18 protein-coding genes and 1 other RNA gene are annotated in these 24,797 nt (G+C 38.9%); 11 read left to right on the top strand and 8 right to left on the bottom strand.

Annotated features, from left to right (window positions below):
* The first annotated feature begins 28 nt into the window (after nucleotides 1-28).
* From LC454_RS10980 to LC454_RS10970, 3 genes are all read left to right on the top strand, one after another.
* The gene (locus tag LC454_RS10980) at nucleotides 29-1,621 is read left to right on the top strand and encodes an ABC-F family ATP-binding cassette domain-containing protein (protein WP_223582299.1); all 1,593 of its coding nucleotides are present in this window, start codon (nucleotides 29-31) and stop codon (nucleotides 1,619-1,621) included.
* 304 nt (nucleotides 1,622-1,925) lie between these two features.
* Nucleotides 1,926-3,662: a GMC family oxidoreductase gene (locus LC454_RS10975; protein WP_223582298.1), complete on the top strand. Its 1,737-nt coding sequence runs from the start codon at nucleotides 1,926-1,928 to the stop codon at nucleotides 3,660-3,662.
* A gap of 3 nt (nucleotides 3,663-3,665) precedes the next feature.
* On the top strand, nucleotides 3,666-4,298 hold the full coding sequence (locus LC454_RS10970) for a gluconate 2-dehydrogenase subunit 3 family protein (RefSeq protein WP_223582297.1): 633 nt from the start codon (nucleotides 3,666-3,668) through the stop codon (nucleotides 4,296-4,298).
* 81 nt (nucleotides 4,299-4,379) lie between these two features.
* Here the strand turns inward: LC454_RS10970 and LC454_RS10965 are convergent, their stop codons facing one another.
* Both LC454_RS10965 and LC454_RS10960 read right to left on the bottom strand, forming a co-directional pair.
* On the bottom strand, nucleotides 4,380-5,258 hold the full coding sequence (locus tag LC454_RS10965) for a flagellar motor protein MotB (RefSeq protein ID WP_223582296.1): 879 nt from the start codon (nucleotides 5,256-5,258) through the stop codon (nucleotides 4,380-4,382).
* Nucleotides 5,259-5,360: 102 nt separating this feature from the next.
* Nucleotides 5,361-5,885 (bottom strand): hypothetical protein, encoded by a 525-nt coding sequence (locus LC454_RS10960; RefSeq protein ID WP_223582295.1) that lies wholly within the window; start codon nucleotides 5,883-5,885, stop codon nucleotides 5,361-5,363.
* A 438-nt stretch (nucleotides 5,886-6,323) separates the two neighbouring features.
* On the opposite strand from LC454_RS10960, the gene LC454_RS10955 reads away from it, so the two are divergent.
* The 4 genes from LC454_RS10955 (at nucleotide 6,324) to LC454_RS10940 (ending at nucleotide 11,375) form a co-directional block, all read left to right on the top strand.
* A complete protein-coding gene (locus LC454_RS10955; protein WP_223582293.1) occupies nucleotides 6,324-6,698 on the top strand; it encodes a hypothetical protein in 375 nt (124 codons plus the stop codon).
* A 67-nt stretch (nucleotides 6,699-6,765) separates the two neighbouring features.
* Nucleotides 6,766-8,742, top strand: coding sequence for a DUF3857 domain-containing protein (locus LC454_RS10950; protein ID WP_223582291.1), 1,977 nt, complete (start codon nucleotides 6,766-6,768; stop codon nucleotides 8,740-8,742).
* Nucleotides 8,739-10,640, top strand: a complete 1,902-nt coding sequence (locus LC454_RS10945; RefSeq protein ID WP_223582289.1) for a DUF3857 domain-containing transglutaminase family protein — start codon at nucleotides 8,739-8,741, stop codon at nucleotides 10,638-10,640. Before LC454_RS10950 ends, LC454_RS10945 begins: the two co-directional genes overlap by 4 nt.
* Before the next feature lie 75 nt (nucleotides 10,641-10,715).
* Nucleotides 10,716-11,375 (top strand): HAD family hydrolase, encoded by a 660-nt coding sequence (locus LC454_RS10940; RefSeq protein ID WP_223582287.1) that lies wholly within the window; start codon nucleotides 10,716-10,718, stop codon nucleotides 11,373-11,375.
* Between the two features lie 132 nt (nucleotides 11,376-11,507).
* Here the strand turns inward: LC454_RS10940 and LC454_RS10935 are convergent, their stop codons facing one another.
* Both LC454_RS10935 and rnpB read right to left on the bottom strand, forming a co-directional pair.
* Nucleotides 11,508-12,899, bottom strand: coding sequence for a sigma-54-dependent transcriptional regulator (locus LC454_RS10935; protein ID WP_120260643.1), 1,392 nt, complete (start codon nucleotides 12,897-12,899; stop codon nucleotides 11,508-11,510).
* Nucleotides 12,900-12,964: 65 nt separating this feature from the next.
* Nucleotides 12,965-13,344, bottom strand: an RNA gene (gene rnpB, locus LC454_RS10930) — RNase P RNA component class A.
* Nucleotides 13,345-13,503: 159 nt separating this feature from the next.
* Here rnpB and LC454_RS10925 point away from each other — a divergent pair.
* Nucleotides 13,504-14,547: a helix-turn-helix transcriptional regulator gene (locus LC454_RS10925; RefSeq protein ID WP_223582285.1), complete on the top strand. Its 1,044-nt coding sequence runs from the start codon at nucleotides 13,504-13,506 to the stop codon at nucleotides 14,545-14,547.
* Between the two features lie 206 nt (nucleotides 14,548-14,753).
* On the opposite strand, the gene LC454_RS10920 is transcribed toward LC454_RS10925, so the two are convergent.
* Genes LC454_RS10920 through argS form a run of 3 tightly spaced genes read right to left on the bottom strand, consistent with a single transcriptional unit; the run spans nucleotide 14,754 to nucleotide 18,822 of the window.
* Entirely contained in the window at nucleotides 14,754-15,941 is a 1,188-nt protein-coding gene (locus LC454_RS10920; RefSeq protein WP_223582998.1) for an NAD(P)/FAD-dependent oxidoreductase, read from the bottom strand.
* Between the two features lie 15 nt (nucleotides 15,942-15,956).
* Nucleotides 15,957-17,033 carry an oxidoreductase gene (locus tag LC454_RS10915; protein WP_223582283.1) on the bottom strand — a complete coding sequence of 359 codons (1,077 nt, stop codon included), beginning with the start codon at nucleotides 17,031-17,033 and terminating at the stop codon, nucleotides 15,957-15,959.
* 4 nt (nucleotides 17,034-17,037) lie between these two features.
* Nucleotides 17,038-18,822, bottom strand: coding sequence for an arginine--tRNA ligase (gene argS, locus LC454_RS10910; RefSeq protein WP_223582281.1), 1,785 nt, complete (start codon nucleotides 18,820-18,822; stop codon nucleotides 17,038-17,040).
* 108 nt (nucleotides 18,823-18,930) lie between these two features.
* Between argS and LC454_RS10905 the strand changes: the two genes are divergently transcribed.
* A complete protein-coding gene (locus LC454_RS10905; protein WP_120260639.1) occupies nucleotides 18,931-20,322 on the top strand; it encodes an arginine decarboxylase in 1,392 nt (463 codons plus the stop codon).
* Between the two features lie 503 nt (nucleotides 20,323-20,825).
* Here LC454_RS10905 and LC454_RS10900 read toward each other — a convergent pair.
* Complete coding sequence (locus LC454_RS10900; RefSeq protein ID WP_223582279.1) at nucleotides 20,826-21,332, bottom strand: thioredoxin family protein; 507 nt, start codon at nucleotides 21,330-21,332, stop codon at nucleotides 20,826-20,828.
* A gap of 357 nt (nucleotides 21,333-21,689) precedes the next feature.
* Here LC454_RS10900 and LC454_RS10895 point away from each other — a divergent pair, with 357 nt between their 5' ends.
* Together LC454_RS10895 and glpK are read left to right on the top strand one after the other, a co-directional pair.
* Nucleotides 21,690-23,267, top strand: a complete 1,578-nt coding sequence (locus LC454_RS10895) for a glycerol-3-phosphate dehydrogenase/oxidase (protein WP_223582277.1) — start codon at nucleotides 21,690-21,692, stop codon at nucleotides 23,265-23,267.
* A gap of 27 nt (nucleotides 23,268-23,294) precedes the next feature.
* On the top strand, nucleotides 23,295-24,794 hold the full coding sequence (glpK, locus tag LC454_RS10890) for a glycerol kinase GlpK (RefSeq protein ID WP_223582275.1): 1,500 nt from the start codon (nucleotides 23,295-23,297) through the stop codon (nucleotides 24,792-24,794).
* Nucleotides 24,795-24,797 lie beyond the last annotated feature (3 nt).

Raw genomic sequence — 24,797 nt, 5'->3', positions numbered from 1 at the left:
TGTTTTTAACATTATAAAGAATTTTAGTATGATTTCATTACAACAGATATCCTATATACATCCGAATAAAGATTTATTGTTTGAAAACATAAGTCTAACAATCAACTCACACGAGAAAATAGCATTAATTGGTAACAACGGTGTTGGTAAATCAACATTATTGCGCCTTATCGCCGGAGAGCTATTGCCCACAACAGGCGGTATGCATAGTGATACCCGCCCTTTTTATGTGCCACAAATTACCGGACAATACGATGATTTAACGGTCGCACAGACTCTTGGCATTGACAAAAAACTAAATGCTTTTTATGCCATCTTAGCTGGCAATGCCTCAGAAGAAAATTTTAATATCCTTCAAGATGACTGGACGCTGGAAGAACGCTGCCAAGAGGCTTTTGGGTATTGGAATTTACCCGAAATTCATTTGACGCAGAAAATGTCGGATCTCAGTGGTGGCCAAAAGGCAAAAGTTTTGTTGGCAGGGATTCAAATTCACGAATGTGAGCTTATTCTGTTGGATGAACCCAGCAATCACCTGGATATTGACAGTAAAAAGCTGCTCTATCAATGGATACAGTCTTCAAAACAAACCATTGTTGTTGTCAGCCATGACCGAACACTGCTCAATCTATTGGAGGACACACTAGAAATGACACCGAGGGGTATAAAACGATACGGTGGAAACTATGTATTTTACGAATCTCAAAAAGAAATAGAACGCAATGCGCTAGAGCAGGATATCCATCATCAGGAAAAAGCGATCAGAACAGCCAAAGAGAAAGAAAGAGAAACGATTGAACGGCAAAACAGATTAAACAATCGTGGTCAAAAAAAACAGGAAAAAGCAGGTGTTGCCCGCATCATGATGAATACACTACGGAATAATGCCGAAAAAAGTACGGCCAAAATCAAAAGTATCCATCAGGACAAAATTGGAGACATGAAATCCAATCTGCAAGAACTTAGAGGTACGAAAGCTGCCTTAGATGAAATGAAAATTGACTTAGGAAACAGCGACTTCCCACGCGGAAAAAGTATGATAAAAGCGACCAAAATCAACTTCAAACACAATACAGCCGAACTTTGGCCGGAGAATATGAATCTGCAAATATTCAGCGGGGAGCGTATTATCTTGCAGGGAAAAAATGGTTCCGGTAAAACCACATTGATCAAAATCCTGTTAGGTCAGCTCAGCCCCTCTCAAGGTCAGGTTGAGCGACAGCACTTTAGCGCTATCTATCTCGACCAGGAGTACTCACTTATTGACCTCCAGTTGAGTGTTTATGAGCAGGCTCAATACTATAATAGTGCATCGCTACCAGAACATGAGATCAAAATCAGACTCAACCGCTTTTTATTTGGGAAGGATGACTGGGACAAACCTTGTCGACTTTTAAGTGGCGGCGAAAAAATGCGCCTGATCCTATGCTGCTTGACAATTAAACAACAGGCTCCGGATCTCATTGTGTTAGATGAACCTACCAATAATCTGGATATTCAAAACATTCGTATCCTTACCCGAGCGATTCAACATTATAAAGGCACACTCCTTGTCATCTCACATGATGAAATGTTTCAAGATGATATCGGCATAGACAGAACGATCAGCTTAAAAAATTAGGTAAAACAAAACAGCCGATATTTCTGATGCCTTGATATCGGCTCAATTTTTATCTCAGCATACCCGACCAATCGAGTTTCATTCCAGCAAACTACACATTGTTTTGTAACAATCTCCTATTCTTTATTTAAAATAATGCTAAAACGATAAATTAAATTGAAAAAAAATAAAATTTTATCAATATATTCACGATGATTTTAAACATGAAACAATAACCATCAATTAGTTGAACCTTCCTGCAGATATAAAATTTCTCAAAAAAAATGTATCTCGCAGACTTTTCAATTAATTACTCAATTTAATTATGTCAAATTATCAAATTAAAGAGAATCCCGAATTGTTTGACGCTATTGTCGTAGGCTCAGGTGCAGGTGGAGGTATGGCCGGATATATCCTGGCACATGCGGGTCTCAAAGTATTGATGCTGGAGGCTGGCCCATTTTACGATCCCGCAAAAGATTCGTTGCAGTTACGTTGGCCCTGGGAATCACCTCGGAGAGGAGCTGGTACAACAAGACCTTTTGGCGATTTCGATGCGGCCTTTGGTGGCTGGCAAATAGAAGGAGAACCTTACAGTAAAGTTAGTGGAACCGAATTTGAATGGTTCAGAGCAAGGATGCTTGGTGGTAGAACCAATCACTGGGGCCGTATTTCATTGCGTATGGGTCCCGATGATTTCAAACCTAAAGATGGTATCACCGATGAATGGCCTATCACTTATGATGAAGTCAAACCATTTTATGATCGCGTAGACCGTATGATCGGTATTTATGGTACAGCCGAGGGTATACATAATGAACCTGATGGTATTTTTATGAAACCTCCTAAGCCTCGTCTTAATGAACTATATATTGCAAAAGGGGCTAAGAAAGCGGGGGTACCTGTCATTCCGGGACGGGGTGCCGTGTTGACCGAAGTATCCAAAGATATTAAAGACCGAGGCACTTGTTTCTACTGTGGCCAATGTGGTCGTGCATGTAAAGTATATGGCGATTTCTCATCCTCATCTTGCTTGGTCATTCCCGCAATGAAAACAGGGAATTTAAAGGTAATCGACAATGCAATGGTACGAGAAGTATTGACCAACGACGAAGGATTGGCTATCGGTGTATCCTATGTTGACACAAAAGATTTACAGGAATATACGGTAAAAGGAAAAACTGTAATTCTTGGAGCCAGTGCCTGTGAAAGCGCCCGGATTATGTTAAATTCAAAATCTAAAGCGCATCCGGGTGGTGTTGGTAACAGCAGCGGCTTGGTCGGCAGATACCTCCATGACTCCACTGGAGCCAGTCTCTCTGGTTATTTGCCACAATTACTCGACCGCAAAAGATATAACGAAGACGGTGTTGGAAGTGTCCATATCTATTCACCTTGGTGGGAAGACAACGCGAAGCTGAATTTCCCGAGAGGATACCATATTGAATATGGTGGCGGTCTGCATATGCCTTCTTATGGATTCCTAAATTGGGTACCAAAGGTAAATGACGCCGGAAAAGGTGGCGACGGAAAAACAAAAGCAAAGGGTGGATATGGCTCAGCGCTTAAAGAAGATTACCGTAGTTACTATGGCGCAAATGTTGGTATGGCTGGACGTGGTACTGCATTGGCAAGAAAAGATAACTACTGTGAAATCGACCCGAGCCAAGTTGATAAATTTGGTATCCCTGTACTCCGTTTCAATTACAAATGGGCAAATGAAGAAATCGCCCAAGCAAAGCATATGCAAGAGACATTCCAATCTATTATGCATGAAATGGGTGCTGTCATCACGTCGAAAATTCCAGGTGCCGACACCTTATATGGTTTGGAGGCTCCCGGAAAAATTATTCATGAAGGTGGCACCACCAGGATGGGTAACGATCCGAAAACCTCGGTATTAAACAAATGGGGGCAGGCACATGACTGTAAAAACCTCTATGTGGTCGATGCGGGCCCATTTGTACAACAAGGAGATAAAAACCTTACATGGACAATTTTAGCGCTATCGATGCGCACCGCAGAATATATATTGCAGGAAAAGAAAAAATTAAATGGTTAAAGCATGAATAGAAGAGAATCGCTAAAAGCATTAGGCTTTATTGCTGCTGGATCAGGTCTTTTAACCGCAGCTTGTAACACAAAAGACGCAAAAAATACAACAGCCGCAAATGCTGATAAACTACCCGGTGTCCAAGATTTTGAATATGAACGGACAGCTCGGCTAAAAGAAGAAAAGTTTTTTGATGAACATGAGATGGCAACAATTACCGTTTTAGCCGACATCATTATTCCAAAGGACAGCAAATCAGGTAGCGCCTCCGAGGCGGGAGTTCCGGATTTTATCGAGTTTATAGTAAAGGATTTACCCGACAATAAAATCCCTATGCGCGGTGGACTACGCTGGCTTGACCTTCAAACTAAAAGACGGCACGGTAATGTATTTATAAAATGCGACACAAAGGATCAGCTCGCACTCATTGATGAAATTGCCTATCCTGAATTGGCAAAACCTGAAATGCAGCAAGGAGCAGCATTTTTCTCATTGATGCGCAACCTGACGTCTTCTGGATTCTATACCAGCGAAATTGGCATCAAAGATATCGGATATGCTGGGAACAAACCAGGCGTATGGAATGGTGTTCCGGACGATGTACTGAAAGAACACGGTTTCGATCCAACTAAATTCTTTGGATAAAAAAAATCCTTTCCAAAAGCTGGAAAGGATTTTTTTATACTGTACACAATAGCAAGGTGACAGCTATTTATCTAATTTTCATTATTGTACCGGTGTAACCTCAGTCGGCTCTGGAGCCTTGTCAATCAATTCCATAAATTGATCCAACTTAGGTGTAATAATAATCTGTGTTCTCCGGTTACGTTGTTTTCCAAGAGCCGTTGAATTGTCAGCTACAGGATTATACTCTCCCCTACCACCAGCTGTCAGTCGCTTCGGATCAACACCATACTTGGTCTGTAATGCCTGAACGACAGAAGACGCCCGCAGTGTACTTAAATCCCAATTGTTTCGAATATTTGGTTTCGAAATCGGGTCTGTATCCGTATTACCTTCTATCAGCACTTCATAATCTCTATAATCTTGAATAATCTTGGCTATTTTGCTTAAAGTCATATCAGCTCGATCACTGATTTCATAACTTCCAGACTTGTATAGCATATTATCTGCCAGTGAAATATAAACGACACCTTTTAACACCTGCACATCAACCTCCTGTAATTCCTCACGACTCAGTGAGCGGGTCAGATTATTTGTCAATACCAAATTCAACGAGTCAGACTTGTTCTTGGTCTCAACAAGGTGTTTAATGTATTTATTTGAAGCATTGATTTCATCAACAAGCTTGGAAATATTGACATTTCCCTGTGAGTTTTGATTGATACTCTTATCCAAAGAACCTTGCAACGCAGCATAAGCAGCTTTAAGATCAGCATTATTTTGTCTTTCTGAAGCTAATTGATCTTCCAAACTCTTAATCCGTGACCGACTTTCAGTCAATTGAAGCTGACTATCCTGATACTGTGTCTGCAGATTTTTATACTCTGTCTGCAAACCTACATATGTTTTTTTACTGACGCCACATCCCGTAAAAAATAAACTTGCGGTCAGTATGGACATCGGAAAAACTATATTTTTCATAGCATTCTAATTTTGTAGATGTTGAATTAATTCGTTGAACCAAGATAAAGCAATATTTCAGCCAAAAAAATAGTATCCTATCAAATTAACATCCTTTAACGTCTATTGTCCTAACTCCTTTAACTCCACATTAGTGAATATCTGCTCACCTTTCAAATAAGGGTTAGCCCCTTTCAGATAATTGTAAATAATTGATTTTGCCTCTTCATTGGGCAACTTATGGAGATTTTTGACCAAGAAGTTTTTGTCTTCGATGATATTATCTTTATAACCCAAAAAAGACGGTGCATGAACCTGTACACTCCATCGAATAAACCTTGCTTCAATATGATTGGGGTTATCTTTGATCAACTCCTCCAGATGCTTCTTACCTTCTTTAAATTGACCTACTTTCTTAAATGGATTGCCCATGTGTTTTGCTATTAATATCTCATAGGCGGCACGATAGACCTTCTCTGTAGTGGATTTAGCCCCGTCATCGAGTAGATCAAAATTACGTTCACAAAGATCCTCATCCTTTACTGCCTCCGCATAATCTTTCCGGATCTTATCAATATTCAGCTGCTGTCCCAGTCCCATCTTTGCTATTGAAAATAGAAATACTGTCAATACTATTCGTGTCATCATAATTATAAATCAGGCTTTTTCAAAAAATTCATTTTCCGACTTAAATTACTAAAAAAATCGAATTCAAATATTAATTTTCAATTATCATACCACAAAGCCTAAAGTTTCTTGTCATCATATCACTACAGGAGGCTTTTTCCTCGCTAAATTTCTTTACAAAAGGATATTTTTAACCCATTTTTGCGCCATGAAATTAGCATTAAAAACAAGCCCTGTATGGTTCAAGGTAAGTCTATCCATTCTTTTTGGAATTCTATTGGGTTGCCTGTTGGGTGAAATGGTTTTCAAACTGCTACAGTCTTAACCTACGCTCAGCTGGAACAAAAGAAAAGATCTACAACCTGTATGTCTTTTTCAGAGAAATCTTGTCGTCATCCTTGCTTAGAATAGAATTATTTTTAGTATATTGCTTATACCAATATAAATTTAAAGTGAGCTATGGAGACAAAAGCGGAGTATCAGATTTGGGACACTATCGTCAATAGTGCAAAAACTAAATTCGATTATAAGCATATTCGTGCTATGTTCAAAAAGGAAGATGATGAAATAACCGATAAATTTCTATTCCATATTATCGCAGGATTTGCCTGTGGTGAAAATCACCAGACGATCTCAACAAACCTGTTTAATGAATTGCAAAGCATCAATTTTGAATGCAATGAACAACAGATTGATAAGTTCATTTCAGACAAACATGTTAAGTTTAGTCCTGAGATCTACGCAACTTACCTCGCATTTTCAATGTTAGAAGATGGTGAAGATATTGATAATATTACCGAAGTCATTGACAATCTACTACAAATAGACAAATAATTTTTTTTTAGAGGTATCGTTTATTTTGGCTAAAAACTTATATTCGTATACAAATTACGCCTAAGTTATGCGCCATTTTTTAACGCTATTTTTAATATTTTATTTTTGTCTGAACATCTTTGGGCAAAATTTCGATTTTGGTAGAGTAAACGTTTCAGATTTCTCGACTACAGCACTCGATAGCAATGCGAATGCTATTGTGCTAAAAGAATTTGGGCAAAGCTCAGTTTTCGTTGATGACTATGATCATCGGATAAAATTAATGCACGAATACCATGTCCTCATCCGCATAAACAATAAAGAGGGTTTTAAAAAGGCTAATTTCGAGATCCCCTCTTATAAAAGAGGAAGTTATATCCGTGACCACCTGGACGAATTGAAGGCCGTTACCTACAACCTGAAAAACGGACAGATTAATAGAACAGAACTTGAAAGTAAAAAGGTTTTTAAAGAAAATTATTCTACTTACCTCGATCTGAATAAATTCACACTTCCAAATATTAAAGAAGGATCCATCATAGAGGTTTCTTATCGAACGCTCGAACAGGATCTATTTAATTTTAAGACATGGGAATTTCAGGATGATATTCCTAAATTACAAAGCCAATACATTGCGATTATACCGGCATCTTTTAATTATAATGTGGTATTACGCGGTCCCTATCAACTTGATGACCAAAAAAAGGGAGAAGTTTTGAAGGAATATCTTTTTTTAGATGGAGTAAGAATGGATTGTTCAAAGCTCACCTATACGATGTCCAATATTCCGGCTTTTGTTGAAGAAGACTTTATGACTTCTCCCAAAAATTTTAAATCCGCAATATATTACGAGCTCGAATCCATATTCTATCCAAGCACTGGTGTCAAAAAAACATTTAGCAAGACATGGAAAGATGTTGACACAGAATTAATGAATGAGAAGACCTTTGGTGGCCAATTAAAAAAAACAGATCTATTCAAAACTACGCTGTCAACGCTTTTATCTCCAAATGATTCAAAATTGGTAAAGGCCAACAAAATCTACGACTACATCAAAAAACAGATAAAATGGAATAATTATGTTGGAAAATATTCCGAAAATGGAATCGAAAAAGCCTTAGAAAAGAGAACTGGTAATATTGGTGACATCAATTTATCGCTGATTACAGCTTTACAGGCTGCGGATTTAGATGCTTATCCAATTATTTTATCGACAAGACGAAATGGTAACCCAAATTCACTATTTCCTGTATTATCTGATTTTGACTATGTAATCGCCTGTGTGGACATCGATGGAATAAAATACAAATTGGACGCATCGAATAACTATCTTCCCTTTGGCTCATTGCCATTGCAATGTCTCAATGAACGCGGCAGAATCATATACTCCAAAAAGAGTTCAGATTGGTTCCCCCTAGCCTCCGAGGAGATATCCGAACAATACTATACGCTGACGGGCGTACTGAATAACCAAGGTCAAATTAAAGGCACACTGATCATCAGCAGTCAAGGTAATAAAGCGCTCTTAAAAAGGCAACATATAGCCAAATTCAACTCGCTTGAAGAATATTGGGAAAAACTGGATGAAGAGATGCCCAACATCAGTTTTACCAATGCCAAAATTGAACATCTTAACGAACTCGATCAGGTACTAAACGAGACGTATGATATTACGTTAGATGTTAATAAACAGCAAGAAAATAATATATTATCGCTTGCTCCAAACGTCATCGATCGCATTTCCTATAATCCGTTCAAAATTCAAGACCGCACTTATCCGGTAGATATGGGATTTAAGTCTAAGCTCCAATACAATATCCAATTGGAAATCCCGGAACAATACGAAGTAACCGATAAACCACAAAATGTATCTTTGGCTCTTCCTGAGTCCGCTGCAAGATATAAATACATCACACAGCTAACGGGCACCAAACTAGAGGTTATGGGGAGCCTTAGTTTTAATAAACCAATATTTACAGTAGACGAATATTTCTCTTTAAAAGAACTCTATTCACGTATTATACAACAGCAGAAATTAGACATTAGATTAACCACAAAAAAATGAAAACGTTATTTGCCAATTTAGCCTATTTCCTGATTCCAATTGCTTCAATTGCTCAGGAAAACTACGATATTGCCCAGATTCCGGGTGCGCTAAAAAGTCGGGCGGTAGCAACAGTCCGAAATGATAAAACTGTGGTGGAAGTAAAATCCCCTGAGCAGGTCACTGAAACGGTCACACGCGTCATTACCGTTTATAATAAAAATGGGGATTACTATGCCGCCCTTCCGATACATTATAACAAATCAAATGAGATCAAAAGCATAAAGGGTGCGATCTATAACGAAATGGGGATATTGCAGAAAAAAATTGCAACTAAGGATTTTAAAGATGTAAGTGCAGTCGACAATAGTACAATGTTTGCTGACTCGAGAATGAAAGTCTATATCCCGGATTATCATAGCTACCCCTATACCATCGAATATCAATACGAAGTAAGGCATAAACAAAACTTAATCATTCCTTCATGGACTCCGGAAGTTTCAAACAATGTATCCGTTGAAAAAAGTAGTTACCAATTTATCACTCCGATCGGTAGTGAATTCCGTATCGAGTCAAAAAACTATAAAGGTAATATCAAAGAGGAGAAAACCGATAAAACAGTCAGTAAAACCTGGAATGCGGAACAAATTCCAGCTAAAAAAGAGGAATCTTATAGCCCCAATCCCAATCTGAAAAGAACAAGCGTATTGATCGTTCCCAAAAACTTTGTCTATTATGGAAAAGAAGGCAATTTTAGCGACTGGAAAGAGTATGGCGACTGGTTTTCAACTAAATTATTAAACAAAAAGCAGGATCTTACTGAAGCCTCAAAACAGAAGTTCATATCACTTACAAAGAACGCCTCATCGGATCAAGAAAAAGCGAAGATCCTCTATGACTATTTGCAGAAAAACACGAGATACATCAGTATTCAGATTGGAATTGGTGGACTTGAGCCTTTCCCGGCATCCGAGGTTGACCGTTTAGGCTATGGTGACTGTAAAGCCTTGGTCAATTATATGGGAAGCATGTTATCTGCTGTAGGTATACCATCTTACTACTGTATGGTTGAGGCGGGTAAACGCAAGGAGAATTTTCATAAAACATTTGCAAATGTACAGGATGGCAACCATGCAATCCTATGCCTGCCATTCAAAAATGACACGACCTGGCTGGAATGTACCAGCCAGAACCTCCCTTTTGGATTCCTAAGCAATTTTACAGATGACAGAGATGTCATTGCCTGTACCGAAAATGGCGGTGTGATTATGCATACGCCAAAATATAGCAATGCCATCAATCTTCAGCTTCGTAACGCCGAGCTTAGCCTATCCGATGATGGAAGCATAAAAGGCTCCTTAAACACCAAATTTTATGGTACGCAGTATGAAAATCATATGGAAATTCTTTTGGCAAGCAGTAATGAAAAAACTAAACTGCTGGCAGAATATTATAATATCGACAACATTAATTTTGAACAGGTAAAATACACTGAGCACAAACAAGATAAACCATTTATTGAAGAGAATTTGTCAATTTCCATTAAAAACTATGCGGTAAAAAACGGCAATAAGATGCTGATTCAGCCCAATATTTTCAATACACAATCCAGCATATCTGAGAATAAAAACCGTACAGAAGATATTTTTATAGAACGTGGATTTGTTGACGTTGACAGTATTAGCATTGCACTACCAAATAATATTTTAAAAACAATAACCCCCGAACAAAAGGTTATCGAAAAACCATTTGGTAAATATGAATTTAAATCGGAGATAAAAGGTAATAAACTTTTCACGTATCGAAAACTGGAACTCTTCGAAGGAAATTATCCAGCAAGCAACTATGAGGATTTCTTTCAGTTTCACAAAGAAGTAAGTGGTTCCGATAAAGGACGTTATAATCTGAGCATATTGTAATATCATCTTAAAATATTTACCAGAATATGAAAGTTGCCAAACAATCAAATAAAGCAATTATTGTATATTAGCCAAATGACAGAATACGCGGCAATTTTTGATATGGACGGGGTTATAAGCCACACCAATCCCTTTCATGCAGAAGCTTTCAGAGCTTTTTTTAAAAACCATAACGTACAGCAGGCTACTGAAGAAGAATTCGAACAGCATATGTATGGCAAACACAACAGCTATATCATGCAACATTTTTTTCAACGTCCGATCTCTCCTGAAGAATTGCGTACGCTTGAGTTTGAAAAAGAGCAGCTTTTTAGGGTAATCTATAAAGAACATGTTGCCCCTATTAAAGGCTTGATCGAATTTCTGAAAGATTTAAAAGACAAGGGCTTCAAACTTGCAGTGGCAACATCGGCTCCAAAAGAAAATATGGATCTGATTTTGGATGAACTAAAGATCCGAGATCTTTTCTCATCAACTTTGAGCAGTGAAGATGTAAAACTTCACAAACCTCATCCCGAAGTTTATTTGAAATCAGCGGAAAACCTGGGTATGCCAATTGAAAAATGCATTGTGTTTGAAGATTCTTTTTCGGGCATTACAGCGGCCAAAAATGCGGGAATGAAAGTCGTTGCGGTATTATCAACCCACAAAAAAGAGGAACTTCCTGTTAGCGATACCTATATCAGAAATTATACGGAAATTTCAGTAGCTAATGTGAAAGCAATATTGCAATAGTAGATTCTCATGAGGTATAAATCGCTTAATTCATACGAGGATCATTTCAACTGTGTTTCTTCAATTGAATACAAGGAACTATTACAAAGGTTATAAAAAACACGGGCTTCTTTTGGAAGCCCGTGTTTTTTGCTAGTCTCTTTTGAGACCAAACTTTTCAATCTTACTATAGAGATGACTCCGTTGTATATCCAGATCATCTGCAGTCTTGGAAACATTCCAGTTATTTTTCTCCAATTTATATTTTATAAATTCTTTTTCCGCATGATCCTTATAATCTTGGAATGAGTCAAAGGAATCCATATCTAGTCCGTAATTCACCGTTCCCTTTTCGTGGGCAATTCCATTGACCGGTTCACGTGAAGGATTAGCAAATGCGACAACATCCTTATCGGTAATAGATTTATCACTCAAAATAATAAGTCGTTCAATCATATTACGCAATTCACGAATATTTCCTGTCCATGGAAGATGGCTTAATTCCCGCATCGCTGCATTTGTGATTTCCTTTACAGGAATACCATATTCCATACATATTTCTTCACAAAAGTTTGTTGAAAGCAATGGAATATCATCAACACGATCTATCAGCGCTGGCACATGGATTAAAATCACCGAGAGGCGATGGTATAAGTCCATTCTAAAATTGCCGTCTTCAATTTCCTTTAACAAATCTTTATTGGTCGCAGCTACAACACGTACATTGACATCAATTTCTTTGTCACCACCAACTCTGGTTATTTTATGTTCCTGTAAAGCACGCAACACTTTAGCCTGAGCGGAAAGGCTCATATCCCCTATCTCGTCCAAAAACAATGTCCCGCCACTCGCCTGTTCAAATTTACCGATACGTTGTTTAATTGCCGAAGTAAAGGATCCTTTTTCATGTCCAAACAATTCTGATTCGATCAATTCCGAAGGAATGGCAGCACAGTTTACTTCAATCAATGGCGCCTGTGAACGATTTGACTTCTCATGCAACCAACGGGCAACAAGCTCTTTACCTGAACCATTTGCACCGGTAATCAGTACCCTAGCTTCTGTTGGAGCCACACGATCTATCGTCTCTTTGATACGTTTAATTGCACCGGACTCCCCTAATATATCTTTGGTCTTTGAACTGCTTACTTTTCGTTTTAATACTTTGGTTTCAGTGACAAGAGAACTTTTATCCAATGCATTCCGAACCGTAATGAGCAATCGGTTTAGATCCAGTGGTTTTTCCAAAAAGTCAAAAGCTCCCTTTTTTGCTGCCTCAACCGCGGTTTCAATCGTTCCATGGCCAGAGATCATTATAAAAGGAATATCTGGACTACTCTGATGTGCCTCAGATAACACTTCCATCCCGTCCATATTATTCATCTTGATATCACACAGAACCAAGTTGACCTTTTCTTTTTTTAAGATCTCCAATCCATCACGACCATTGTCAACATCTAAAATCGTATAATCTTCGTATTCTAAGATATCACGCAAAGAGCTTCTGATGGCGCGTTCATCGTCAATGATTAAAATTGTACTCATAAATTCAGCGTTATGCTATTTTCAATTACGGAAATCAATATAAGGTTTTTTTAGCAATTAGCGAAAAAGAAGCAAACCTTGTAAGCCGGGTTCTGTAGACCACCGAAGTGGAATTTCTATCATTTATCTAGATTTGCCATCGCTGACAAACTCAATCAACCTACCCATTACGAATTCCAATAAATTGAAAGAAGACGAGCAGCCTTCGAATTTCGCAACCTATTTGGTCTTTCAACACACGAGGTTTACCGTAATATATGTTACCATACAAGACCGTAAGCTCTTACCTTACGTTTTCACCCTTACTCCGAAAAGCGGTATATTTTCTGTGGCACTTTCTGTCTGCTATTTAAAATAACATCCTTCCCGTTAGGAAGCGTGTCGCTCTATGTTGCCCGGACTTTCCTCTCCTCACAAAAAGAGCAGCGATAGAACCAGTTTGCTTCTGCGCAAAAGTAGCGATTTTACTTGGATAAACAGCCAATTTCTTTACAATTTCAACAAAGCTGGGTATAAGGCTTTAAGCATTATAAATATTACGCAATACTCTTGCGTAGATAACATAAAATTTTTGTATTTTCATCTAAACTTGCTTCAACAAAACATGGCATTAAACAAACTCGCACTGATCCGTTACAAAACAATAGATAACTGTCTTCGGTTAAGACATCGTAAGTGGACTTTAGAAGACTTAATGGAAAAGGTTTCTGATGCTCTCTATGAGTTTGAAGGCATCAAGAATGGCATAAGTAAACGCACTGTTCAGGGCGATATACAGTTGATGCGAAGTAATAAATTAGGTTATAATGCGCCGATTGTTGTCACACATCGTAAGTTTTATACTTACGAAGACCCAAATTATAGTATAAGCAACTCGCCTATTTCGGTAGGCGATATGCAAAAAATGAAGGAAGCTGTAGAGGTCTTAAAACATGTCAGCGGCTTTTCGAGTTTTGATGAAATGAGCGATATTGTCGCACGCCTTGAGAATAGTATTCATACTAAAAAAGATAATCAACCTTCCATTATCCAAATGGAGAGCAATAATCTTTTGAAAGGCTTATCATTTATTAGCCAACTCCATCAGGCCATTCGTGAAAAAACACCACTTCTAATAGGCTATCAATCTTTTAAAGCACTACAAAAACAAGATCTGGTATTCTCCCCCTACCTATTAAAAGAATACCGTAATCGTTGGTTTCTCATTGGGCACCACAGAAAAAGCGAGGGATTAATGACACTTGCTTTAGATCGGATCGAAACAATAGAGGAAATGGGGAAAAATTCGTATAAAGAATATACAGGGGTAGATTTTGAACGTTACTATTCCGATACGATTGGAGTTACAAAAACGCATAAAGATCGCGGCCATCGTGTTATTCTGGAAATAAACGCAAGAAATGCTCCTTATGTAGAAACCAAGCCTATCCATCCCTCTCAACAGATCCTAGATAGAAAAGACGACGGCTCCCTATTAATTCGTCTTGATGTTGTCCTGAACTTTGAACTGGAGCGGGAAATTTTAGGATTTGGTGAAGCGATCAAGGTGATTGCTCCACGCAATTTACAAAGTCGGATAAGGCAACGTTTGATTGCAGCAGCTCAATTATATCCTGATCGGTCGGAAAAGTCAACTGATATTGCATAGAATCACCAAGCTTCTAATCATCTTTCGTAAAAATCTGGATTTAATCATATCGAGCTTCTGATCGATCATCCGCTCAGCTTCAAAACATTTTTCAGTAAACCAGAGATTGATCTGAAACCTATAGGCTGTATTGTTAATAAACAGGTAGCCACTGTATTTGTAAAACACCGCTGTACTGCAACCAACTGATATCGGGTTGATGGACTCTAAATAGCTTGCGCTATCGCATAACCACTTGCCCAGGCCCATTGGAAATTATATCCGCCAAGCCAGCCCGTAACATCGACAGTCTCACCTCCAAAATAAAGACCGGGTATTTTCTTGGATTCTAATGTTTTGCCCTGCAGTTCCGTCGTAGCAACACCGCCGCGCATCACCTCGGCTTTATCATAGCCTTTATCACCTGCAGGTTTGACCTTAAAACGGTGAACCGTATCTACAATCGACTTAGCGTCAGCTTTGCTCAAAGATGCTATTTTGATATCCAAGGTGAGGAATTTGCCAAGCGCATCCACCAGTTTTCGACTAAAATAGTCATTCAGCAATTGTGAGACCAATCGCTTCCCGCCCTGCTGCCGCTCTTCCTTGATCAACTGTTCCAGATTAAAATTTGGGAGCAAGTCTATCGTAATCTCCTGTCCCGGTTTCCAATAGCTTGATATCTGAAGAATTGCTGGACCGCTCAACCCCCAGTGGGTAAACAATATATTCTCTTCGAAAGACATATTGGCTGTGGAGACTTTCGAAAATACCGAATTGCCGGCTAGAGAAGTATACCAATCCGCATCTTTACCGGTAATTGTCAATGGTACCAGTGCTGGAGCGGTTTTCACAATTTCTAGTTCAAACTGCTTTGCAACACGCAATCCAAAATCAGAAGCGCCTAGTTTTTGAACCGGCAGTCCTCCCGAGGCAATCACCAGCTTTTTAGTTTCATACTGATGTTCTCCTTTTGAAGTCTCTACCTGAACGACAAATCCATTGGCGCTCTTTTCCACAGATTTCACAAGCGTATTGAGCGCTATATCCTGTTCAGTTTCATAAAGAATTTTCGAAAATATCGCAACGATATCTTTGGCTTTATTGGTTTCGGGAAACAGCTGTCCTAAGGTCTTTTCCTGTCCTTTAATACCGTATGCTTCGAAAAAATCAATGGTATCCTCGACGGTCCATTGCTTAAATATCCCGTGCAAAAAATCTGGATTTTCAGAGATAAAATTAGCAATTGTAGTTCCAGTATTTGTGTAATTGCATCTTCCACCACCTGAAATCAAGATCTTTGCCCCTACCTTATCATTACGCTCCAATAGCAACGTTTTCTTTCCCAGCAATCCTGCTTGTGCTGCGCACATTAAACCACAGGCACCACCACCAATGATAATAGCATCGTATATATCCACAGTCTTATATTAATAAGCAATCAATTGATCTTCAGTTGAAATGACCCTTCGCTCCGATTGGCTCTGATAGCCAAGCTCGATGATACGAATCACATCTCGAGCCTGATCCGGTGAAGCGATTAAGGTAGCTTGACCTAAAATAGTATCCGCAACATTTTGATAAAAATCAGGATATGACCCTCGTTCCGATGCAATGATTTCCTCTACATCTTTTCCATCTTCAACAATATTGAGTTTTCCATAAATACTTGGATCCTCTTCGCCCCAATTTGGATCTTCATCGGGGAACTTACCGTCACGCAATAATGCTTCTTGGGGGTCAACGCCATTTTTCACAAAATTGCCATTCATACCAAAAAGGCGATATCTTGGGGTTGGTTCTTTCGCAAGCATTGATCCTTTTAGCGAAACTCTCAGGTTATCGTAGTACAAGATACAGTCAAAATTGTCAATGGTCTTTGCATGATCACGTTGTACGGCAAGATCCGCAAATACAGCATTTGGCTTTCCAAATAACTGCAAAGCCTGATCGATCAGATGTGGGCCTAAATCGTAAAATATACCCGATCCAGGCAGATTTTCCTCACGCCAGGCATTTGGTCGCAAATAATTCCGGAAACGGTCAAATCTCGATTCCAGATTTACAATCCTTCCCAATCGTCCACCTGCTATGATTTTCACGAGTGTACGGAAATCCGAAGTAAATCTCAAATTATGATAAGGAGCAAGCACCAAATTCTTTTCTTTCGCTAAGGCGATCAACTCATCTGCTTGTTCTACCGTATTTGTAAACGGTTTTTCAACAACGACATGTTTTCCTGCCTCCAATGCACGTTTTGCCATTGGATAATGCATATCGTTAGAAGTAGCAACCACAACCAACTCGATCGTATCATCAGCAAAAATTTCATCAGCAGACAAAGCGATTTCAGCTTGCGGAAAACGCTCTTTCAATAACACCTGTTGCTCAGCCTTACGCGCAGTAACCTTTACAAGGTCCAATGCCGCAATCGAACGCATGACAGGAGCATGAAAAACCTGTCCCGAAATACCAAAGCCTATAAGGCCAACACGAATCTTCCTCATATCATTACATTCTTTCTGGTACACAGATACCCAACAAGCCCATTCCTTTGGCGATAACTTTCGCTGCAGCAGCGGACAGATGTAATCTAAAATTCTTTACATCATTGGCTTCGGCTTTCAATATGCTCTCTTCGTGATAAAATTTATTATATAACTTGGCAACCTCGTAAATGTAATTTGCCAATTGCGCCGGACTAAATTCCTGTGCAGATGCCTCAATAGTTTCAGGAAATGCTCCCAACTGCTGAATCAGATCACGTTCATAAGGCGAAATGGATGTCAGTACGGAAACAGGGCTATTGGCATCAAATTCAGCCTTACTCAATACAGATTTAATACGTGCATGCGTGTATTGGATAAAAGGTCCAGTATGGCCCTGAAAATCTACAGATTCGTTTGGATCAAACAATAGACGTTTCTTGGGATCTACTTTCAATAAAAAGTACTTCAATGCCCCCATTCCTATGGTATTATAAAGTGCAGCCTTGGCATCTTCGGCCAGACCTTCGGTTTTCCCCAGTTCTTCTGTACGCTCCTGTGCTGTTTTAAGCATTTCGTCCATTAAATCATCAGCATCCACAACTGTTCCTTCACGTGATTTCATTTTACCCGAAGGTAAGTCAACCATGCCATAAGATAAGTGGAACAAACCATCAGCCCATGATTTACCTAGTTTTTTGAGGATCAAAAACAAAACCTTGAAATGGTAATCTTGCTCATTACCGACAACGTAAATAGATTCACTCATTTTGAACTCATCATATTTAAGTTGTGCAGTACCTAAATCTTGTGTAATATAAACTGAAGTACCATCGCCACGGAGCACCAATTTTTGGTCCAATCCTTCATCTGTCAGATCTATCCAAACGGAGTTGTCCTCTTTCTTAAAGAAAACACCTTTGTCCAGTCCTTCCTGAATAATATCTTTCCCTAAAAGATAGGTATCAGATTCGTAATAATATTTATCAAAGTCTACGCCCAATTGCTTATAGGTTTTTTCAAAACCAGCGTAGACCCAGCTGTTCATCGTTTTCCAAAGCGTAATAACCTCTTCGTCTCCTGCCTCCCATTTTTGAAGCATAGACTGAGCCTCTTTCATCAATGGAGCATTCTTTTTTGCTTCATCTTCTGACTGCCCTTCAGCTTTCAATGCTTCAATTTCTTTCTTATACTCCTTATCGAAGACTACATAGTATTTCCCCACAAGGTGATCGCCTTTCATTCCGGTAGATTCAGGCGTTTCTCCCGCACCGAATTTCTGCCAAGCCAGCATGGATTTACAAATATGTATACCACGATCGTTCACCAAATTTGCCTTGATGACTTCGTAACCATAAGCTTTCAAGATTTCAGCAACGGAATAACCTAACAGATTATTTCGGATATGCCCCAAATGCAATGGTTTATTGGTATTTGGCGAAGAATATTCAACCATCAATTTCTTTCCATTCGCTGGGAAAACACCAAAATCTTTGGCAACAATCGTTTCATTCAACAAGGAAACCCAATAGTCATCGGAAAGCACAATATTCAAAAAGCCTTTTATCACATTGAAGTCCGATATTTCAGTTATATGCTGTTGCAAATAGGTACCGATTTCTTTACCTGTTTGCTCCGGAGACGATTTCGAAAAGCGAGTTACGGGAAAAGTTACGATTGTAATCTGCCCTTCAAACTCCTTTCGAGTCGCTTGTAAAGCAATTTGATGTTCTAAAATATCTGCATTGTAAAGCGCTTTAACAGCCTGTACAGTGACTTCAACAAGTCGCCTTTGAATAGAATTTGCCATTTAATGATTTTGTAAATTTTACAACTTCCTGATAGTGAACTGGAAATAAATAACATTCCTTATTTAGGTATTCACCATTAAAGTATATCTTTGCAAAAATAATAAAAAATGCAGAGCTATCAGGAATTTCTTGACTTAAGTGTTGGTTTTCCGCAAGACGGATTCGAAATCATCGACGACGAATTGTATTTCCACGATTTGAATTTAATGGAAATGATAGAAACGTACGGTACGCCGTTACGTTTTACTTATTTGCCTATCGTCAGCAAAAAAATTCAACAAGCGAAAATCTTGTTTCAGACCGCTATTCTGAAGCATAACTATCGTGGATCTTACAAATACTGTTATTGCACCAAATCTTCCCATTTCAAGCACATCGTAGAAGAAGCCTTGAAAAATGACATCCACCTTGAAACTTCGTCTGCATTTGACATGCCGATGATTGATTCACTGGAGAGACAAGGTACCGTGACAAAAGACATCACAGTCATCTGTAATGGATTTAAAACCTACCAGTACAAACAGTATATCGTTGATATGATCCATGATGGATATAAAAATATTATACCGGTACTGGACAACAAAGAAGAATTCAACCTCTATGATGATGAGATTGAATTGGATGAACCATGTGCTCTGGGTATTCGCATAGCTTCAGAGGAACAACCAGATTCCCAATTTTATACATCACGACTGGGTATTCGTCAAGAAGATGTTGTAGAATTCTATAACAACAAAATAGCGGACAATCCCAACTTCAAAGTAAAACTACTTCACTTCTTTATCAATTCGGGTATATCAGACACGCCATATTACTGGAATGAGCTGGAAAAATATGTTACCCTCTATTGTAAATTCAAAAAGATAAATCCTGATTTAGATACGTTGGATATCGGTGGTGGAATGCCTTTTAAAGATTCATTGGTACACGATTTTGATTATGAATACATGGTCAACGAAATCGTCAACCGGATCAAACAGATCTGTGCACACCACGAAGTAATGGAACCAGATATCATTACAGAATTTGGCAAATACACCGTTGCTGAAGCATCGGGTATCCTATACAAAGTACTTGGACGTAAGCAACAAAATGACCGCGAGCGCTGGTTTATGATTGATGGATCTTTCATTACAAACCTACCAGACGTTTGGGCATTGAACCAAAAATATATTCTATTACCAATCAACAACTGGGATTCGGAATACGAACGTGTCAATTTGGGCGGAATTACTTGTGATGGCCAGGATTACTACAATCAGGAAGCACATATGAACTCTGTTTTTATGCCTAAAACACGTAAAGTACAATATTTAGGATTCTTTCATACTGGAGCTTACCAAGATGTATTGAGTGGATACGGCGGAATTCATCATTGCCTACTTCCTTCACCTAAACATGTACTGGTGCGTAGAAATAGAGATGAGACTTTCAACTACGAAGTATTTGGAGAGGAACAAAATTCCAAACAAGTCATGAAGCTATTGGGTTATCAATAAGATATTCCTCCTAAAAAAATGATGCTATAAATTTTAACGTATCTTTTTAGAAAGAAGATATACTAATCAATCATAGAGAGAAAGGTCTCGATCTTAGGATCGAGACCTTTTCTTTTAAGTAGCTCCTCGCTTTTCCAATCATTTGCAATCTAAACACCCCTTGTCAATCAACGAAACTGACAGCACGTAACCTCCTAACAAGTTATTATTTAATAGGGACTTTATTCGGACTTAATAGGGACCTCATTCGGACCTCATTCGGATAAAACCGTGTAAAGTTCGTTTTAGCTCCGCATAATATTATGATCAAACGCATATCAATCATGAAGCTTTTCTCCTGCTGTCTCCGCCCAGAGACCACGCTAAACACCGGATAAGTACAGTAATATATCTTTTATGTCAGTTTGCCACAAAATAAAGCAGGCCCCTAAATAGGGGCCTGCTCATGGTGTATTTTCCGTTATTTTATGATGATTTTCCCAAAGAAATTCAGCTGTGTTTTTTTATTTCGCCACCCAAGTATTAAAGAATTTCAGAACCTTTTCCTCATCGTAGCTTTTTCCTTTCTCCAGGCTACCGCTTTCCTGCACATGAAGCGTCTTTCCATTCTTATCCAATATAATAAAAAATGGATAACCTAATTTACTACCTTCAGGTGCATACTTTTGAAAAACTGTCTCATTCTTATTTTCCTTCGAATAATTCAAATGATAATAAAGAAAACGACTTTTTAACAATTTGTCTACGCTTGCCGTTTTATGGATATAATCATTAAACCGCAGACACCATACACACCAATTTCCCCCCGCTTGAATAACGATATTCTTTTTTTCCTTCTTAGCCAATTGCAGCAGACCATCGATATCTTTTTGCGCATCCGCTTCTGGGTTATAAGGCTTTGAAAGCTCATCCTGAGTTTTTGAAACTTCCTGAGCGACTACACTTGAATGTACGAATTGGCTTCCCAAGAATACGCCAATTCCAAGAAACAATAATTTAATCCTTCTCATTATCCAACAAATTATTTATATGATTTAAAAATACAAAATCATTTCCCCAAACCAAAACATAAGCCTATTATAATGGTTAAACGTTATATAGTTCTTTGCTACAAAACAACAAAGAATATACAACAAGGCCATAGAAATGATGTTATCTCAAATTATTTTAAAAACATCAAAAAAGTGATGACGAATTATTAAAAAAACATAAATAACAAAACAAAACAAAACAAAAACAAACATATGTTATTTTTGTATTTTTTTATAAAATTCCTTTAAAAATCCATAAATATACTATAACTTAGTATAAATGGGTTACATCGACAAATAAAAGAGACAGTAACTTAAGACCAAAAACGAAACAAAATGAAACAAGAAGAATTCAAAAGGTCAAAATTAATAGAAAGAGTAAAAGACACAAGCGAGTGGGATGTTATTGTCATAGGAGGCGGAGCAAGTGGCTTGGGTGTTGCATTGGATGCATTGAGCAGAGGATTCAAAACGATATTATTGGAACAGGTTGATTTTGCGAAAGGTACCTCGAGCAAGGCCACAAAACTCGTTCATGGTGGTGTCCGCTATCTCGCTCAAGGTGATATATCTCTTGTAAGAGAAGCACTTCATGAGAGAGGGCTCCTACAGCAAAACGCTCCACATTTAGTTAAAAATCAATCTTTCGTAATCCCTAATTACAGCTGGTTTGACGGTCCCTTCTATACCATCGGCATGAAAATATATGATTTCTTAGCCGGCAAATTGAGCTTAGGAAAATCTATACATATTAATAAGGAGGAAACACAACGCCGAATCAGTACAGTCAGAACAAAGGGACTCTATGGCGGTGTTGTTTATCAGGATGGTCAATTTGACGACTCAAGACTCGCTGTCAATGTAGCGCAGACCTGTATTCAAATGGGCGGCGTAGCACTTAATTATATGCGGGTAACTAATCTAACCAAAAACGGCGCCGGTAAAGTTAACGGTATTATCGCGCAAGATACTGACACCGGAGAAGTTTTCACGATTCAGGGTAAAGCCATTATCAATGCAACAGGGATCTTTGTTGATGATATCCTCAAAATGGATAAGCCCGAAGCAAAACAAATGGTTAGACCAAGTCAGGGTGTACACCTTGTTTTTGATAAGTCTTTTCTTCCGGGGGATGACGCAATCATGATCCCAAAAACAGATGATGGTCGCGTTCTTTTTCTTGTCCCTTGGCACAATCGCGTTATCGCAGGAACTACAGATACGCCAATCGATGAACACAGTCTGGAACCGATAGCACTAGAGAAAGAGATCGAATTTATCTTAAAAACTGCTGGCCGTTACCTCACTAAACAACCAACCCGTCAGGATGCATTAGCTGTGTTTGCTGGTCTTCGACCGTTGGCAGCACCAACAGGAAATTCCAACAAAACCAAAGAAATCTCCCGAAGTCATAAAGTAATCGTCAGCGACTCAAATTTACTAACTTTGACTGGAGGAAAATGGACTACCTTTCGCCGAATGGGACAAGACACCGTTGATAAAGCAATTAAAATTGGCTGTTTACCCAAAAAAGAAAGTACCTCGGCAACACAAAAAATCTATAGCGCTATTCCTACCACTGATAGAAGTAACCACATGTATATTTATGGCTCCGACCAGGAGGCAATCCATGCGCTTGAACAAGAAAATCCGGTATGGGGTGAAAAATTAGTCGAACACCTGGAATTTAAAAAAGCAGAGGTACTATGGGCCGTGCGCAACGAACTCGCACAGACTGTGGAAGATGTACTTTCACGTCGTGTACGCATCCTATTTCTTGATGCAAAAGCAGCCATTACCGCCGCACCCGAAGTCGCCAGAATACTCGCTCAAGAATTAGGTAAAGACGAAAACTGGCAAAAAAATCAGGTAGAAAATTTCGAGAAAGTTGCAAAAAATTATATCTTAAACTAATAGAAAATAACCAGCAGTAATCAGATTATGGAACAACAATACATCTTGGCAATGGATCAGGGCACAACAAGCTCCAGAGCCATTATTTTTGATAAGGACAGAAATATCGTTTCAATTGCGCAAAAAGAATTTACACAAATCTTTCCACAACCAGGATGGGTGGAACACGACCCGCATGAAATCTGGTCCACGCAAGCAGGTGTCACTGCCGAAGCCACAACGAAAGCCGGACTGAATGGCAAAAATATCGCTGCCATCGGGATAACCAATCAACGGGAAACGATTGTTGTCTGGGAAAAAGAAAGCGGTAGACCAATCTATAATGCTATTGTATGGCAAGATAAGCGCACAGCAGATTACTGTGATGAGCTCCGTAAATCTGGTAAACATGAAATGATACAGAAAAAAACAGGGCTCATCCTTGACCCTTATTTTTCAGCAACAAAAATAAAGTGGATTCTTGATCATGTGGACGGAGCGAGAGAAAAAGCAAAAAACGGAGAGCTGATCTGTGGCACCATCGATACTTGGCTGGTATGGAATCTGACGCGCGGTGACGCCCATATTACCGATGTTACCAATGCCTCCCGTACACTTTTATTCAATATACACACGATGGATTGGGATACGGAGCTTCTTGAATTATTTGACATTCCGGCTTCCATGTTACCCGAAGTTAAGGAAAGCAGCGAAATATATGGTGAGTCTAGAACAACGATTTTCGCTCATAAAGTCAGAATAGCTGGGATTGCAGGAGATCAGCAAGCAGCTCTTTTTGGTCAGCAATGTGTAGAGAAAGGAATGGTAAAAAACACCTACGGTACTGGATGTTTTATGCTGATGAATATTGGTGATAAACCAATCATGTCTAACAACAACTTATTGACAACCGTAGCCTGGAAGATCAACGGAAAAACTGAGTACGCATTAGAGGGAAGTATATTTATTGGTGGTGCATTGGTCCAATGGTTACGGGACAACCTTAATATTATCTATAAATCTGCAGATATTGAGCAATTGGCACTTTCCGAAAAAGACAATGGCGGAGTGACATTTATCCCAACTTTCGCTGGACTGGGGGCTCCTTACTGGAACGCCAGAGCTCAAGGTACTATATTTGGATTAACGCGGGCTACAACAAATGGACATATTGCGAGAGCTTCGCTAGAGGCTATTTCGCTCCAAACAAGAGATGTTTTACAAGCAATGGAAGCTGACAGCGGAATACCTATCAAGGAACTGCGTGTGGACGGTGGAGCAACGGCAAACAACCTTTTAATGCAGATTCAAGCAAATGTACTGGACAGCAATGTCATCAGGCCCAAAATTACTGAAACAACAGCATTGGGGGCAGCCTATCTAGCAGGACTGGCTGTTGGCTTCTGGAAAAATGAAGAAGAACTTTCAAAATTTTGGGCACAAGACCGTCTCTTTGAACCCGAAAAAGAACAAGAAGAACAAACCCAGAAAATTATTAAACAATGGACCAAAGGTGTTAAAGCACTACAATTCTGGACAGAAAACTAACCA

The organism is Sphingobacterium sp. GVS05A (assembly GCF_019969845.1).
Classification (GTDB): domain Bacteria; phylum Bacteroidota; class Bacteroidia; order Sphingobacteriales; family Sphingobacteriaceae; genus Sphingobacterium.
Note: the sequence above shows the minus strand (reverse complement) of the source record. Positions and strands in the feature narration are given on the sequence as shown.

What these genes read in the sequence shown, in the direction of transcription:
- LC454_RS10925 (WP_223582285.1), top strand. Translation starts at nt 13,504, where the DNA reads ATGGCATTAAACAAACTCGCACTGATCCGTTACAAAACAATAGATAAC.
- LC454_RS10895 (WP_223582277.1), top strand. Translation starts at nt 21,690, where the DNA reads ATGAAACAAGAAGAATTCAAAAGGTCAAAATTAATAGAAAGAGTAAAA.
- LC454_RS10970 (WP_223582297.1), top strand. Translation starts at nt 3,666, where the DNA reads ATGAATAGAAGAGAATCGCTAAAAGCATTAGGCTTTATTGCTGCTGGA.
- argS (WP_223582281.1), bottom strand. Translation starts at nt 18,822, where the DNA reads ATGGCAAATTCTATTCAAAGGCGACTTGTTGAAGTCACTGTACAGGCT.
- LC454_RS10975 (WP_223582298.1), top strand. Translation starts at nt 1,926, where the DNA reads ATGTCAAATTATCAAATTAAAGAGAATCCCGAATTGTTTGACGCTATT.
- LC454_RS10955 (WP_223582293.1), top strand. Translation starts at nt 6,324, where the DNA reads ATGGAGACAAAAGCGGAGTATCAGATTTGGGACACTATCGTCAATAGT.
- LC454_RS10900 (WP_223582279.1), bottom strand. Translation starts at nt 21,332, where the DNA reads ATGAGAAGGATTAAATTATTGTTTCTTGGAATTGGCGTATTCTTGGGA.
- LC454_RS10965 (WP_223582296.1), bottom strand. Translation starts at nt 5,258, where the DNA reads ATGAAAAATATAGTTTTTCCGATGTCCATACTGACCGCAAGTTTATTT.
- LC454_RS10980 (WP_223582299.1), top strand. Translation starts at nt 29, where the DNA reads ATGATTTCATTACAACAGATATCCTATATACATCCGAATAAAGATTTA.
- LC454_RS10905 (WP_120260639.1), top strand. Translation starts at nt 18,931, where the DNA reads ATGCAGAGCTATCAGGAATTTCTTGACTTAAGTGTTGGTTTTCCGCAA.
- glpK (WP_223582275.1), top strand. Translation starts at nt 23,295, where the DNA reads ATGGAACAACAATACATCTTGGCAATGGATCAGGGCACAACAAGCTCC.
- LC454_RS10960 (WP_223582295.1), bottom strand. Translation starts at nt 5,885, where the DNA reads ATGATGACACGAATAGTATTGACAGTATTTCTATTTTCAATAGCAAAG.
- LC454_RS10915 (WP_223582283.1), bottom strand. Translation starts at nt 17,033, where the DNA reads ATGAGGAAGATTCGTGTTGGCCTTATAGGCTTTGGTATTTCGGGACAG.
- LC454_RS10950 (WP_223582291.1), top strand. Translation starts at nt 6,766, where the DNA reads ATGCGCCATTTTTTAACGCTATTTTTAATATTTTATTTTTGTCTGAAC.
- LC454_RS10940 (WP_223582287.1), top strand. Translation starts at nt 10,716, where the DNA reads ATGACAGAATACGCGGCAATTTTTGATATGGACGGGGTTATAAGCCAC.
- LC454_RS10935 (WP_120260643.1), bottom strand. Translation starts at nt 12,899, where the DNA reads ATGAGTACAATTTTAATCATTGACGATGAACGCGCCATCAGAAGCTCT.
- LC454_RS10945 (WP_223582289.1), top strand. Translation starts at nt 8,739, where the DNA reads ATGAAAACGTTATTTGCCAATTTAGCCTATTTCCTGATTCCAATTGCT.